Source organism: Candidatus Pelagibacter sp. Uisw_121, from assembly GCF_047722545.1.
Taxonomy (GTDB): domain Bacteria; phylum Pseudomonadota; class Alphaproteobacteria; order Pelagibacterales; family Pelagibacteraceae; genus Pelagibacter.
This window is the reverse complement of the sequence record NZ_CP159816.1, coordinates 1,338,382-1,352,740: the sequence shown is the minus strand read 5'-3', so window position 1 is coordinate 1,352,740 and position 14,359 is coordinate 1,338,382. Positions and strand designations below refer to the sequence as shown.

Sequence of the window (14,359 nt, the reverse complement as noted above, 5' to 3'; positions counted from 1 at the left end):
TAATTTAATAAAAATTAAAATAAATAAAATCTATAGGTGATTCATTTCTAACGGGAATATTCTTTCTAACGCTGATGTAATATTGTAATCAAGAAGTGGTCTGTTTTTAATCTTAGAAATTAGTTTGCCACAGCATTTTTTGATTGAACTATTAAGTTTTACAAATTTAAAATCTATGAGTGTATGATTTATAATTATGTATCGTATTATTTTACTAAATCTATATATGGTTAATCTAGAAATAAGATTTCTTATATGATGTAAGTACTATCAGTTGAAATTTAAAATCGCCGTATATAATTAATTATAAAGCTGAAATTTTCTTTGTTATTCTTGAAATATTTCTTGAGGCATTTGCTTTCTTTATAATTCCAGTTTTTGCAACTTTCATTAATTCAGAGTTCAACTTTGGCAAGAATTTTAGAGCTTCATCTTTTTTCTTTTCTACTAGAAGTAGATTCATTTTTTTTATAGCATTTCTATACTTACTCTTACGAGCCTTATTAACCATTGTTTGCGTAGCAATTTTTCTAATTCTTTTAATTGCTGATTTTGTGTTTGCCATAAGCGCAGTGGTATAGCTTGAGAATTTATACTGGTCAATAGAATAATTCCCTATTTTTGGCAAGTATTACAAAAGAAAGTTGATCTATTAGATATAAATATTTTCTGAATTTTCCCATTACATTTATTTCTTAGACAGCTTAGGTTTTCTCTTTGATAAACTCTAAATTCTTTTTGGAAATTTCCACTTTTTCCAGTGATGTTTTTAAAATCTCTAATACTTGATCCTCCTTTTTTAATGGCCCTATTAAGTATACTTTTTGAATAAGTAATAATTTTTTTGCAATCTTGCTTGGTTAACTTTGATGCGTAGGTAGTTGGATTAATTTTGCATAGAAATAAAATTTCACTAGCATAAATATTTCCAATCCCTGATACAAATTTTTGATCTAATAAGAAACTTTTTATATCCTTTTTTTTATTTGTGAAATAACCAATTAAATATTCTATGTTGAAAGTTTTAAAAAAAGGTTCTGGTCCTAAGTGACTAAATCTTTTTTCAAGTTCTTTCTTATTTTCTATAAATTTAAAAAAACCAAATCTCCTAGGATCATTATATATAACTTTTAAACCCTCAAAATGAATTTCAACATGGTTATGTTTTTTTGGGAGGCTGGGTGAGTTATAAAAACTAGTATTGGTAAACTTGCTAATGTTATTTTTTTTTATTAAATGCACAGTCCCAGACATCCCCAAATGAATCAAACAAAAAGATTCATCAGAAAAATTCAAGATCAAATACTTTGAAAATCTAGTTACTTTTTTAATAACTTTATTTTTTAATAATTCTTCAAATTTTAGAGGAATTTTAAACCTTAGGTTTCTATTCGTAATTATTATTTTGTTGATTCTTTTACGCTCTATTTTTTTAGATAGCGATTGTTTGACTATTTCTACTTCTGGTAATTCTGGCATTTGAGACTATATTATCAATAAATAATAAACTTAATATGCAACAATACCTCCAAAATAAAAAAGGCCTTGTCCAAAGTGTCTTTGATAATGTCTATGACAAATATGATTTAATGAACGACTTTATGTCATTAGGAGTTCATAGGGTTTGGAAAAAAGATCTATTAAGCTGGATGAACCCTTCAAATAATAAAACTTTAATTGATGTTGCCTGTGGTACTGGAGATCTTGGTAAACTTTTTTTAGATGCAACTGATAAAAATGGTGAAATATTTTGTGTTGATCCAAATAAAGGAATGATTGGTAAAGGCAAAGAAAAGCTAAATACTTATAAAAATATTAATTGGATAATTGCTCCAGCTGAAAAACTTCCCATTAAAGATAATTCTTGTGATTACTACACAATTAGTTTTGGGCTGCGAAATACTAAGGACCTAAACAAAGCTCTATCAGAAGCTTATAGAGTTTTAAAACCAGGAGGTCGTTATTTATGTTTAGAATTTTCTAAAATTCAAAACTCTAATTTGGACTTTATATATAAAAATTATTCAAAACTTATTCCATTGGTTGGAAAAGCTATTGTTGGACAAAAAGAACCTTATGAATATCTAATTAAAAGTATTGAAGAATTTATTAATCAAGAAGAGTTAATCGATTTAATGAATAAAAATAGATTTGTTAACTGTACTTATAGAAATTTATCAGGTGGAATTGTAGCTATTCATTCAGGTTGGAAAATCTAATGTTAAAAAAAATATTTATTTTATTTAAATTGGGAAGAAAATTAGCTCGTTCTGACATATTAGCTATTCTTTCTAAATTTAAAAAACCACCCTTAGCAATCAAGATTATCTTTCAAATACTTTCATTTTCTTTTTCGGCGCCTAACAAAACTAATTTAAACGAAAATGAAGGGGCAAGACTTTCTAAATCACTACAATCAATGGGAACTACATTTATTAAATTAGGACAATTTTTAGTTACTAGACCTGATATTATTGGAGATGATTTAGCAAAACAATTAGAGGGCTTACAAGATAGATTGCCCGCTTTTAGTTTGACTGAAGCAAAAGCAATAATTAAAAAAGACCTAGGAGATGACACCTTCAATTCAATCATTGATTTAAGCGAGCCAGTTGCAGCAGCTTCAATAGCGCAGGTTCATAAAGCAAAAATAAATGACAATGGAACTATAAAAGATGTTGCTATCAAAATTTTGAGACCAGATATTAAAAAAGTTTTTAATGAAGAAATTGATGCTTTGATGCTTTTTGCTTTTATGGTTGAGTCATTTATAAAAAAAACAAAAAGATTAAAATTGGTAGAAGTTGTTTTTCTTCTTAAGGAAATAACTAATTTGGAAATGGATTTAAGATTTGAGGCAGCAGCTGCAAATGAATATGCTGAAAATACAAAAAATGATGCAGGTTTTTGGGTTCCTGCGATTTATTGGAATTTTACAAGCGAGAATGTGATGACACTTGATTGGGTTGATGGCGTTTCTATTCGTGAAACAGAGGATTTACAAAAAAGAAATATAGATACTAAGAGAATAGCCTCAGATGTTATTCAGCATTTTTTAAGACATGCTGTTAGGGATGGTTTTTTTCATGCTGATATGCATCAAGGAAATATATTTATTGATAATAATGGACAAATTGTTCCTATAGATTTTGGTATAATGGGGAGATTGGATAACCTTAGCAAAAGATTTTTAGCTGAAATTTTATTTGGCTTTATTCAAAGAGACTACAAAAAGGTTGCTGAAGTACATTTGGTTGCTGGTCTAGTTCCTAAAGATGTACCTGTTAATGATTTAGCACAAGCATTAAGATCCATTGGTGAACCAATCTTTGGCCAATCTGTAAAAGATATTTCTGGGGGAAAATTATTAAAACAACTTTTCGAAGTTACTGAAAAATTTAATATGCAGACTCAACCTCAATTATTAATGTTACAAAAAACAATGGTAGTTGTTGAGGGTGTTGCTAGAAAACTTAATCCTAATACCAATATATGGGAGACTTCAAAACCAGTTTTAGAAAATTGGTTAAGAGAAACAAAAGATCCGATCAATACCTTAAATGAAAGTTTAAAAACTACCACTGAGGTAATTAAAAGATTGCCTGATTTTCCAGAGATTATGGATAAAGCCAATCAAGCTTTATCATTTTTGGCAAGTGGACAGATCCCTCAAAATTCAAATTCATTTACTGCCTTAAATGAAAAGAGATCTGAAATGACTGCCTTTAGAAATCAGTCTATTGTTGGTTTATTACTGCTTGTAATTTTTGGTCTAGTAGTATTTTAATTCGCACAATGAATAATTTATCTGAAAGAAAAATACTTTTAATAATATGTGGTGGCATATCTGCTTATAAAAGTTTGGAGCTAATTAGATCTTTAAAAAAATTAGGTGCAAAAGTTAAAACTATTCTTACTAAAAGTGCCAAAGAATTTGTAACTCCTTTGTCCATTGCCTCCCTTTCTCAAGAAAAAGTTTATGAAGACTTATTTAACCCTGAAAATGAGGCTGAAATGGATCACATTTCACTATCTAGATGGGCAGACTTAATTGTTGTGGCTCCAGCTACAGCTAATACAATTTCAAAATTGAGCGCAGGATCCTCAGAGGATCTCGCTTCAACTGTAATTTTAGCTTCTGATAAAGATGTTTTTTTAACACCAGCTATGAATGTTAGAATGTGGGAGCACCCATCAACAAAAGAAAATCTTAAAAAATTACAATCATTTGGTTATAAGATTATAGGTCCCGAAGTTGGTGATATGGCCTGTGGAGAATTTGGTGAAGGTAAAATGACTGAACCAGATAATATTGTTCAAGAAATTAATTCATACTTTGGTAAATTAAATAAAAATTACAAATTAAAAGCCTTAGTAACAGCTGGACCAACTAATGAGTATATTGATCCTGTAAGATTTATAACAAACAAGTCTTCTGGAAAACAAGGATATGCCTTAGCAAAATCATTAGCTAAAAAAGGTTTTCAAACCACTTTAATTTCTGGACCTACAAATTTAGAAGTAGGCAGCAATATAAATTTAATCAAAGTAGAAACTGCAGACGAGATGTTTAAAGCTACGCAAGATAATTTACCAGCAGATGTAGCAATTTTTTCAGCAGCTGTTGCTGACTTTAAAGTTAAAGAAATAAACAATAACAAAATAAAAAAGTGGGAAAAATTACATTTAGAATTAGAAAAAAATATTGATATTTTAAATTATGTATCAAAACATAATTCTCTTAGACCAAAGCTGGTAATTGGATTTGCTGCAGAAACTAATAATATAGAAGAGAATGCAAAAAAAAAACTAGAAGAAAAAAATTGCGACTGGATAATAGCAAATGATGTATCCAATAAAGCAATTGGATTTGACTCTAATTTTAATGAAGTTTCAATTTATCATAAAGATAAAGATATGGATGACGAAAGACTTACAATAAAAAGTAAATCTGAAATTTCTGATGAAATAGTAGAAAGAGTTATTAAAAAATTAAATTAAAATTTAATGGCTAAAGTATTAATTAAAAAATTAAATTCTAAAGTAGAATTGCCTATTTACAAAACTGATGGTGCTTCAGGTATGGATTTGATGGCTTTTATAGAGGAACCTGTTAGAATAGCTCCTAATAGCTCATATTTAGTTCCTACGGGGCTTTCAATGGCATTTTCAGAGGGTTATGAAGTTCAAATTCGTCCTCGATCTGGTTTGGCTGCTAAAAAGAATATTACAGTTTTAAATACCCCAGGAACAATTGATAGTGATTATAGAGGAGAAATTAAAGTTATACTTTTTAATCATGGTAAAGAAGATTTTCTCATCAATAATAAAGATAGAATAGCACAAATGATCTTAATACCAGTAATTAAGATGGAGCTTGAAGAAACGGATAATTTGCCAGATACATTACGAGGTGATGGTGGATTTGGCTCAACAGGCAAATGAATAACCAATTAAGTAAATCATCAATAGACAGATATTCAAGACAAATAGTACTAAAGGATATTGGTACTGTAGGGCAAAAAAAAATTATATCTGCAAGGGTTTTAATTGTTGGAATGGGTGGTTTAGGATCTCCTGTTGCCGAATTTCTTGCAAGAGCTGGGGTTGGTTCGATAGGAATAGTTGATGATGATAAAGTTAGTTTATCCAATCTACACAGACAAAGTCTTTATAACACAAGTGATATAGGAAAATTTAAAGTTCAAGTAGCAAAAGTTAAAATTAAAAAAATAAACCCAAATATCAAAATTAAGATTTATAAAATAAGACTGAATAAAAATAAACTTAAGAAAATTATAAAAGATTATGACTATATAGTTGATGGATCTGATAATTTTTCCACAAAATTTTTATTAAACGATTTTTGTTATAAATTTAAAAAAATACTTGTAATGGGAGCTATAAGTAAATTTGACGGTCATATATTTACTTTTAATTTTAAGAATAAAAAAATCCCATGTTTAAGATGTTTTTTTCAGGACTCTGATATTTCAGATGATTTATTAAATTGTGAGGCAGAAGGCATTCTTGGTACTGTTGCTGGTATAATTGGAACTATACAATCAAACGAAGTTTTAAAAAAAAATACTTGGTATTGGCAAGAGTCTTGATGGATATATTTTTATCTTAGATTTATTACAATTAAATTTTAGAAAAGTTAAACTTAAAAAAAGAAAAAACTGTTTTTGTAAATGATAAAAAAAATAGTTATTTATGTTTTGTGTCTATCAGTTTTATTTGGCCAATTTTCAATAGCAGAAGAAAAGTTTCTCTCTTTAAAAAAAAGTAAAGTAAATGTTCGATATGGACCAAGTTTTGATTCAGAAATCAAATATATTTATAAAAAAATAAATTTACCCATAAAACAAATAGATCAAAAAGAAAATTTTAGAAGAATTTTAGACTTAAAAAATAATAGTGGATGGATCCATGTTTCTCAGGTTAAAAAATCAAACTCTATTATCATTTTAGAGGACAAAATTTTGTATAAAAAACCATCTAACTTTTCAAAACCAATAGCCAAACTAGAAAAAGGAAGATTATTAGTTTTAAAAAAATGTGAAGAAATATGGTGTAATGTAAAGACTGCTGACTATTCAGGTTGGGTCAAAACTGAAAATATTTGGGGTTCTATTAAATAAAATCAGCACATAGTGATTTAACACTATTTTCAGTTAGTTTTGTGGTGTGAGTGTACTCTTTATGATCGATTCCAAGTTCAATAGTTGCATTATCTGACTTAAATTTAGAAATTTGATCATTATTTAATTTAAAATGAATAAACTGTACTGAAGAAGCTTTTCCTTCTGCTGATGTTCTATCAACATCTTCCTCTGGAACAGCTTTAACAATTTCATCATTAATTTTGATAAATACCTTTTCTTCAATTCCTCCAACTTTACCTAAAAATGCAGCTCTTGAAACTGGATTATCAATTTCAAACATTAGTGTGGCTGTAAGTTCTTTTCCATCTGGAACCAAAGGGTTATAGGCTATTAACTCATCTTTTAATTGCTCATCTCCACCTTTTTCGATGTGAAGCATTTCTTGAACTTGAGCAACCATAGTTTCAAAACTTTCAAAATAAAAAGTAGCATAAGGACCAAGTGCTACTCTTCTATCTTTTTTAAACTCAACTAAATCTTTTCTGATTTGTTTTCTGCTTTTTAAATAAACATTGGATGGTAATAAATCTTCTTTTTCTATTTGTCTTTTTTCTTTGCTCATAATTATAATCTATAACTTTTTGCCATTAATTCGATAGGATGAAGTGCCTCATCATTTGCAATATTTGTGTCTGTTTCTAATTGTTTTAAATGCTTACCTGCCAATGGACAATCTGAGGCCATGTATTTGTTATTTTTATTTTTAATCTGTTTTGCTGTTGGTGTTCCAACTTTTACAGCTAAATCGTGAGTTTCCTTCATCACACCAAAAGTTCCCCCATGACCAGCACATCTTTCAACAACATCCATTTTTATATTAGGAATAAATTTAAGCATATCTCTAGATTTAATACCCATGTTTTGTGCTCTTGCATGGCATGCATTGTGAACTGTAACTCCACCATCAATTTCTTGTAAACCCTCTGCTAGGCCCTCGTTTTGTGCTATATCGACGATATATTCATCTATATCACTAACACTTTTTGAAAGTCTTTTAATATTTTCATCGTTTGGTAATAGTAAAGGCCATTCAAATTTTAACATTAAACCGCAACTAGCTGTTAAAGTAATAATTTGATAACCCTTGTCTACCCACTCCAATAAATCTTTGGAAACTTTTTTAGCTTGCTCTACAACTTTTGGTAAATCTGCTTGTTCAAGATAAGGCATTCCACAACAACCTGGATAAGCTTCTTGAACCTCTACTCCATTTTTCTTTAAAACTTTTAATGCAGCTACACCTGTATCTTTTTTATTAAAATTAACAAAGCATGTTGAATAGATTACAACTTTTCTATCTTTAGATGGGGCTTCACTATTTGTTGGAATATTACTTTTTTTAAAATAATTTGTAAATGTTTCTGAATTATAAGTGGGAAGCGTAACTCTCATATCAATTCCAGCAATTAATTCTAATATTTTTCTAAAGAATTTATTTTTAATGCTTGATGTCCAGTTTATTAGTGATGATAGCATTACACCAATTTTTGCATTTCTATCAATTTGAGCTAGTTGCGCTGGCACTGCTGGCAATTTATTTAATTTTTTTTGAGCTGTTCTATATCTCAACATTAAATGAGGAAAGTCCAAATCAAAATCATGTGGAGGAACATAAGGGCACTTAGTCATAAAACACATGTCACATAATGTGCAGGCGTCTACCACAGGTTCAAATTGTTCACTCTTTAAACTCTCTACGTCCTCATTTTCTGACTCATCTATCATGTCAAATAATTTTGGAAACGAGTCGCATAAATTAAAACATCTTCTGCATCCATGACAAATGTCAAATGCTCTTCTCATTTCGTCATCTAATTTTTTAGGATCTAAAAAATCAGGATGTTCAAAATTTATTGGGTGTCTAATTGGTGCATCTATGCTGCCTTCTTTACTCATATTTAAAAATTTTAGGATTTAATGGTGGGGAAGAACCCCACCATAAATTAAGTCTTATTTACGCAATAGATTCTAATGTTTTTTGGAATTTACCTGCGTGTGATTTTTCAGCTTTTGCTAAAGTCTCAAACCAATCAGCAATTTCTGAAAAGCCTTCTTCTCTAGCTGTTTTTGCCATACCTGGGTACATGTCTGTATACTCATGTGTTTCACCTTGTACCGCTGAAGCTAAATTAGCTTTAGTTTCACCAATCGGTAAACCTGTAGCTGGGTCTCCAACTTCTTCAAGATACTCAAGGTGTCCATGTGCATGACCTGTTTCACCTTCAGCTGTAGATCTAAATACAGATGCTACATCGTTATAACCTTCAATATCTGCTTTTTGAGCAAAATATAAATAACGTCTGTTTGCTTGGCTCTCACCTGCAAATGCATCTTTTAAGTTTTCTTCTGTTTTACTACCTTTTAATGACATATTTTTCTCCTTAATAGTTATGGAATATATATAATCATTCTAAACTGTAAGTCAACAGTTTAGAATTGTTTTAATGTAAATGTTAAATTATTGAAATTATTGAATTATTTTTGATTTTGATTATCACTCGCAACTTTAATTAATACTTCTACTGATTTTATTTTTTTTCCTGTGATATTTTTTTTTATATTTACAGAATCAATATCGTCGTTGCTACAATCAATTAGTTCATTTGTGTCTTCGTCAAAAAAATGATGGTGCTCTGTTACGTTAGTGTCAAAATAACTTTTATCTGAATTGATAGAAATTTCTTTTAAATATCCTTTTTTTTTAAATGCATGAATTGTATTGTAAACTGTTGCTAAAGAAATTTTTTCACTCAGCTTATCCTCAATAATTTTAGTCAAATCATTTATTGTAAAGTGAAAAGTTTTTTCAGGAGAGAACAATACTTCACAAATTTTTAGTCTCTGTCTTGTTGGTCTTAAGCCAGATTCTCTAAGTTTTTCTGTATATATACTTATATTGTTCATTACTGTTTATAATAGTTCTAAACTATTTCTATATTATAATCAGGATAAATCAAGTATTAAGGGACTGATTTTATGAAAAAAAACTCATTCACATATGATGAGCTAATAAGCTGCGGAAATGGCGAACTTTTTGGCCCAGGTAATGCAAAATTACCACTTCCACCAATGCTCATGTTTGATAGAATAACAGAAATCAATGAAGACAATGGTACTTTTAAAAAAGGCTCTTTAAAAGCAGAACTTGATATCAAAGAAGACCTTTGGTTTTTTGATTGTCACTTTAAAGGAGACCCTGTTATGCCAGGTTGTCTTGGCTTAGATGCTATGTGGCAACTAGTTGGTTTTTATCTTGGCTGGCTCGGCAACCCAGGTAAAGGAAGAGCTTTAGGAGTGAGTACAGTAAAATTCACTGGTGAAGTTTTGAAAAATGTTAAAAATGTAAGATATGAAATTGATATGAAAAAAATTATGGCACCAGGTGGAACAACAGTTGGTCTTGCAAATGGTTTAGTGTTTGCCGATGACAAAAAAATATATTCAGCGGAAAGTTTAAAAGTGGGATTATTTAAATAATGAGAAGAGTGGTAGTTACAGGTTTAGGGGTTGTTTCTTGTTTGGGCAACAATCAAGAAGAAGTTTATCAGTCTCTTTTAAATTCAAAATCTGGAATATCTTTTTGTGAAGAATACAAAGAACACAATTTAAGAAGTCATATTCATGGCAAACCAAATATTAAACTTGAAGATCATGTTGATAGAAAAACTATAAGATTTATGGGCTCTGGTTCTGCATACAATTATATTGCAATGAAAGAAGCTATTAAGGATTCAGGATTAGAAGATAAAGATGTAAGTAATTTTAAAACTGGAATAGTTATGGGTTCTGGTGGTCCTTCAATTGAAAATGTAGTTTTGTCTGTTGATAAGACTAGAGCTAAAACACCAAAATTAATGGGCCCATTTATTGTTCCAAGAACTATGGCTAGTACATCTTCAGCAACTCTTGCTGTACCTTTTAAAATCAAAGGAGTTAATTATACGATGAGTTCCGCATGTGCAACTAGCGGACACTGCATTGGTCATGCAAGTGAATTAATTCAAATGGGTAAACAAGATGTTGTATTTGCAGGTGGAAGTGAAGAATTACACTGGGCTATGACTGCAATGTTTGATGCGATGACTGCTTTATCTTCTAAATACAATGATGCACCTGAAACTGCTTCTAGAGCTTATGATAAAACTAGAGATGGTTTTGTAATAGCAGGTGGTGGTGGAGTTTTAGTGCTTGAAGAGTACGAGCATGCAAAAGCTAGAGGCGCAAACATATATGCTGAATTAACAGGCTATGGCGCTACTTCTGACGGGTATGATATGGTAGCCCCATCAGGTGAAGGTGCTGTAAGGTGTATGAAGATGGCTTTGGCGACAGCTAAAAACAAAATGGACTACTTAAACACTCATGGAACATCAACTCCAGTTGGAGATATAACAGAGCTTAGAGGTGTTGGAGAAGCATTTGGTGCTGAGGTACCAAAAATTAGTTCTACTAAATCTCTTTCAGGTCACCCACTGGGTGCTGCATCAGTTCATGAAGCAATTTATAGTTTAATCATGATGAAAAATAGTTTCATCACAGCTTCAGCTAATATCACTGACATGGATGATGAAGCTAAAAAATTTCCAATTGTTACTAAGACTGAAACAGATGTTAAATTAAACTCTGTAATGTCTAACAGCTTTGGATTTGGTGGAACAAATGCAACTTTAATTTTTGAAAAGGTCTAAATGAGTTTAATGAAGGGTAAAAGAGGATTGATCATGGGCGTTGCTAATGAAAGGTCTATTGCTTGGGGTATTTCACAAAAACTTGCAGAAGCTGGAGCAGAACTTGCATTCACTTATCTTGGTGATGCATTAAAGAAAAGAGTTATTCCTTTAGCTGAAAAATTAAATTCAAAAGCTACATTTAGTTGTGATGTTGAAAATAAAGAAGAAGTAATAAAGCTTTTTGAAGATATTAAATCAGAGTGGGGACAAATTGATTTTGTAGTTCATGCTGTTGCATTTTCAGATAAATCAGAATTGTCAGGTGAATATTTAAACACAACTAGAGAAAATTTTTTAAGAAGTATGTTAATTTCATGTTTTTCATTTACAGAAGTTGCAAAAGAAGCATCTAAGTTAATGAAAGAGGGTGGTAGCATGTTAACTTTAACTTATGAGTCTACTAAAGCTATTCCAAATTATAACGTAATGGGTGTTTGTAAATCAGCATTAGAAGCAAGTGTTAAGTACCTTGCAAGAGATCTAGGCGCTAAAGGCATGAGGGTAAATGCTATTAGTGCTGGACCTATTAAAACACTGGCAGCTTCTGCTATTGGAGATGCAAAATTCTTATACAAATGGAATGAAGACCATTCTTTCCTAAAAAGAAACGTAGATATCCATGATGTTGGAAATTCAGCACTATATCTACTAAGTGACCTTGCAGCTGGCGTTACTGGTGAAATTCACTACGTAGATGCTGGATATAATAAGGTTGGAATGCCAGATCCTAAGAATATTAGCTAAAATATAGTTAAATTTAGTTAAACTTATAGGGGTGTTCTGTTACCCTGTACCCCATAAAAAACCCCCAGAACTTTCATTCCAGGGGTTTAGAATTTTAATTTAAGTTATTAAGCTTTAGCTTCCGTCTCATTTGTAGCTTGTTTCATAGAAAGTTTAACTTTACCTCTATCAAAACCAATCACTTTAACTTTTACTTCATCGCCTTCTTTGACAACGTCAGTAACTTTTTCTACTCTTTTAGCAGCAAGTTCTGAAATGTGAACAAGACCATCTTGTTTACCTAGGAAGTTAACAAATGCACCAAACTCCATAATTTTCATTACTTTACCTGAGTAAATTTTATTTAGTTCGGCTTTTGCTGTGATGTCTTTTATAATCTGCATAGCAATGTTTCTAGATTCCTCGTCTGGGGCAGAAACTGTTACCACACCTTCATCATTCACATCAACTTTTGCACCCGACTTTTCAACAATCTCTCTAATTGTCGCTCCACCTTTTCCAATCACAGCTGCGATATCTTTTTTATCAACAGTAATTTGTTCCATTTTCGGAGTGTGTTCACCAACATCAGCTCTTGATTCACTTAAGACTTTATTCATTTCACCTAAGATATGAACTCTTCCTTCTTTAGCTTGTTTTAAAGCCTGCTCCATGATTTCAAATGTGATACCTGTAATTTTAATATCCATTTGAAGTGAAGTAATTCCATCTTTAGTTCCAGCAACTTTAAAGTCCATATCTCCAAGATGATCTTCATCACCTAAAATATCTGACAAGACACTAAAGTCATCGCCTTCTTTAATTAATCCCATTGCAATACCTGCAACCGGTTCTTTAATTGGCACTCCAGCATCCATAAGCGCAAGAGATGCACCACAAACACTTGCCATTGAAGAAGAGCCATTAGATTCTGTTATCTCAGACACTATTCTAAAAGTATATGGAAATTCTTCTTTTGAAGGTAGTGAAGAATTAATTGCTCTCCATGCTAATTTTCCATGGCCAACTTCACGTCTTCCAGTTCCAATTCTTCCAGTTTCACCAACTGAGAAAGGAGGGAAGTTATAATGAAGCATAAATCTTTCTCTATGTTGTCCATCTAGACTTTCCAATCTTTGTTCATCATCAAATGTACCTAAAGTAGTAACAACAATCGCTTGTGTTTCTCCTCTAGTAAATAAAGCTGATCCGTGAGTTCTTGGTAAAACACCAACTTCACACTCAATAGCTCTTACATCAGCCAAACCTCTGCCATCTATTCTTTTTTTGTTTTTAAGAATATCAGTTCTAACAATTTTCTTTTCAAGATTTTTTAATTCATCATTAACATTAAAATCAGAGTAATTTTCATCTTCTGCAAAAAGCTGTTTTGCTTTATCAGAAATTTCTGAAATTTGATTTGATCTATCTTGTTTGTCTATTGTTGCAAAAGCTTTGGTTAAATCTGCTGTAAAGTTTTCTTCAAGTTTTTTCTTAACTTCTGATAAATCTTTTTTCTCAACAGTCCATTCTGGCTTTCTGCATTCTTTTGCAAGTTCCTCAATCATTTCGATTACTGGAACAAAACCTTCGTGACCAAACTTAACTGCATCTAACATTACTTCTTCTGTTAAACCTTTAGTCTCAGACTCAACCATAAGCACAGCATCTTTAGTACCAGCTACAACTAAATCTAAAGTAGAGCTTTCTAATTCTGCTTTTGATGGGTTTAATATGTATTTTCCATCAACTAAACCAACTCTTGAAGCACCCACAGGTCCCATAAAAGGCATTCCTGAAATAGCTAGCGCTGCTGAAGACGCTGTAATTGCTAAAATATCTGGTTGATTGTCTTTATCATATGAAATTACCGTTGGTAACAACTGAACTTCATTTTTGAATTCACTTGGAAACAAAGGTCTTATGGGTCTATCAATTAATCTTGAGATCAATTGTTCACTTTCAGTTGGTCTTGCTTCTCTTTTAAAATATCCACCGGGAATTTTACCACCTGCATAATATTTTTCTTGGTAATTTACAGATAGAGGAAAATAATCCATATCTGGATTTACTTTTTTTGCTCCTACTACTGTTGCTAAAATAACTGTTTCACCACATGAAGCAATGATTGCTCCGTCTGCTTGTCTTGCTACTTTACCTGTTTCTAAACTTATCTTCTTACCTGCTACTTCAATTTCCTTCTTATATACTTTGAACATCTATTTTCCGTTTCCTTCT

Annotated in this window: 15 protein-coding genes and 1 pseudogene; 9 read left to right on the top strand and 7 right to left on the bottom strand. The window is 31.0% G+C overall.

Annotation, left to right across the window (positions count from 1 at the left end; genetic code table 11):
* Nucleotides 1-304 precede the first annotated feature (304 nt).
* Together rpsT and mutM are read right to left on the bottom strand one after the other, a co-directional pair.
* Nucleotides 305-565: a 30S ribosomal protein S20 gene (rpsT, locus tag ABXT52_RS07275; RefSeq protein ID WP_415271877.1), complete on the bottom strand. Its 261-nt coding sequence runs from the start codon at nt 563-565 to the stop codon at nt 305-307.
* A gap of 50 nt (nt 566-615) precedes the next feature.
* The gene (gene mutM, locus ABXT52_RS07270) at nt 616-1,479 is read right to left on the bottom strand and encodes a bifunctional DNA-formamidopyrimidine glycosylase/DNA-(apurinic or apyrimidinic site) lyase (protein WP_415271876.1); all 864 of its coding nucleotides are present in this window, start codon (nt 1,477-1,479) and stop codon (nt 616-618) included.
* A gap of 35 nt (nt 1,480-1,514) precedes the next feature.
* Between mutM and ubiE the strand changes: the two genes are divergently transcribed.
* The 6 genes and pseudogenes from ubiE (at nt 1,515) to ABXT52_RS07240 (ending at nt 6,644) form a co-directional block, all read left to right on the top strand.
* A complete protein-coding gene (gene ubiE, locus ABXT52_RS07265; RefSeq protein WP_415271875.1) occupies nt 1,515-2,219 on the top strand; it encodes a bifunctional demethylmenaquinone methyltransferase/2-methoxy-6-polyprenyl-1,4-benzoquinol methylase UbiE in 705 nt (234 codons plus the stop codon).
* Nucleotides 2,219-3,787 (top strand): 2-polyprenylphenol 6-hydroxylase, encoded by a 1,569-nt coding sequence (gene ubiB, locus ABXT52_RS07260; protein WP_415271874.1) that lies wholly within the window; start codon nt 2,219-2,221, stop codon nt 3,785-3,787. The genes ubiE and ubiB overlap by 1 nt, the downstream gene beginning before the upstream one ends.
* A gap of 8 nt (nt 3,788-3,795) precedes the next feature.
* Nucleotides 3,796-5,001, top strand: a complete 1,206-nt coding sequence (gene coaBC / locus ABXT52_RS07255; protein ID WP_415271873.1) for a bifunctional phosphopantothenoylcysteine decarboxylase/phosphopantothenate--cysteine ligase CoaBC — start codon at nt 3,796-3,798, stop codon at nt 4,999-5,001.
* Nucleotides 5,002-5,007: 6 nt separating this feature from the next.
* Nucleotides 5,008-5,445: a dUTP diphosphatase gene (dut, locus tag ABXT52_RS07250; RefSeq protein WP_415271872.1), complete on the top strand. Its 438-nt coding sequence runs from the start codon at nt 5,008-5,010 to the stop codon at nt 5,443-5,445.
* Nucleotides 5,442-6,198: pseudogene (locus ABXT52_RS07245) on the top strand (HesA/MoeB/ThiF family protein). Before dut ends, ABXT52_RS07245 begins: the two are co-directional and overlap by 4 nt.
* A complete protein-coding gene (locus tag ABXT52_RS07240; RefSeq protein WP_415271871.1) occupies nt 6,195-6,644 on the top strand; it encodes an SH3 domain-containing protein in 450 nt (149 codons plus the stop codon). Before ABXT52_RS07245 ends, ABXT52_RS07240 begins: the two are co-directional and overlap by 4 nt.
* Here ABXT52_RS07240 and ABXT52_RS07235 read toward each other — a convergent pair.
* The 4 genes from ABXT52_RS07235 to ABXT52_RS07220 all read right to left on the bottom strand — a co-directional run bounded on the left by ABXT52_RS07235 (nt 6,637) and on the right by ABXT52_RS07220 (nt 9,572).
* Nucleotides 6,637-7,230, bottom strand: a complete 594-nt coding sequence (locus ABXT52_RS07235; RefSeq protein WP_415271870.1) for a DUF3501 family protein — start codon at nt 7,228-7,230, stop codon at nt 6,637-6,639. The two genes, ABXT52_RS07240 and ABXT52_RS07235, sit on opposite strands and share 8 nt — an antisense overlap.
* Nucleotides 7,231-7,232: 2 nt before the next feature.
* Entirely contained in the window at nt 7,233-8,564 is a 1,332-nt protein-coding gene (locus ABXT52_RS07230) for a (Fe-S)-binding protein (RefSeq protein ID WP_415271869.1), read from the bottom strand.
* 58 nt (nt 8,565-8,622) lie between these two features.
* On the bottom strand, nt 8,623-9,039 hold the full coding sequence (locus tag ABXT52_RS07225) for a rubrerythrin family protein (RefSeq protein ID WP_271512302.1): 417 nt from the start codon (nt 9,037-9,039) through the stop codon (nt 8,623-8,625).
* 104 nt (nt 9,040-9,143) lie between these two features.
* Nucleotides 9,144-9,572 (bottom strand): Fur family transcriptional regulator, encoded by a 429-nt coding sequence (locus tag ABXT52_RS07220; RefSeq protein WP_415271868.1) that lies wholly within the window; start codon nt 9,570-9,572, stop codon nt 9,144-9,146.
* Nucleotides 9,573-9,644: 72 nt separating this feature from the next.
* Here ABXT52_RS07220 and fabA point away from each other — a divergent pair, with 72 nt between their 5' ends.
* From fabA to ABXT52_RS07205, 3 genes are read left to right on the top strand one after another with little or no spacing between them, the layout of a single operon-like run.
* Entirely contained in the window at nt 9,645-10,145 is a 501-nt protein-coding gene (gene fabA / locus ABXT52_RS07215; protein WP_415271867.1) for a bifunctional 3-hydroxydecanoyl-ACP dehydratase/trans-2-decenoyl-ACP isomerase, read from the top strand.
* Nucleotides 10,145-11,356 (top strand): beta-ketoacyl-ACP synthase I, encoded by a 1,212-nt coding sequence (gene fabB, locus ABXT52_RS07210; RefSeq protein WP_415271866.1) that lies wholly within the window; start codon nt 10,145-10,147, stop codon nt 11,354-11,356. Before fabA ends, fabB begins: the two co-directional genes overlap by 1 nt.
* Nucleotides 11,357-12,142 (top strand): enoyl-ACP reductase, encoded by a 786-nt coding sequence (locus ABXT52_RS07205; RefSeq protein WP_415271865.1) that lies wholly within the window; start codon nt 11,357-11,359, stop codon nt 12,140-12,142. It begins immediately after the preceding gene.
* 107 nt (nt 12,143-12,249) lie between these two features.
* Here ABXT52_RS07205 and pnp read toward each other — a convergent pair whose 3' ends face one another.
* A complete protein-coding gene (gene pnp / locus ABXT52_RS07200; protein WP_415271864.1) occupies nt 12,250-14,340 on the bottom strand; it encodes a polyribonucleotide nucleotidyltransferase in 2,091 nt (696 codons plus the stop codon).
* Nucleotides 14,341-14,359 lie beyond the last annotated feature (19 nt).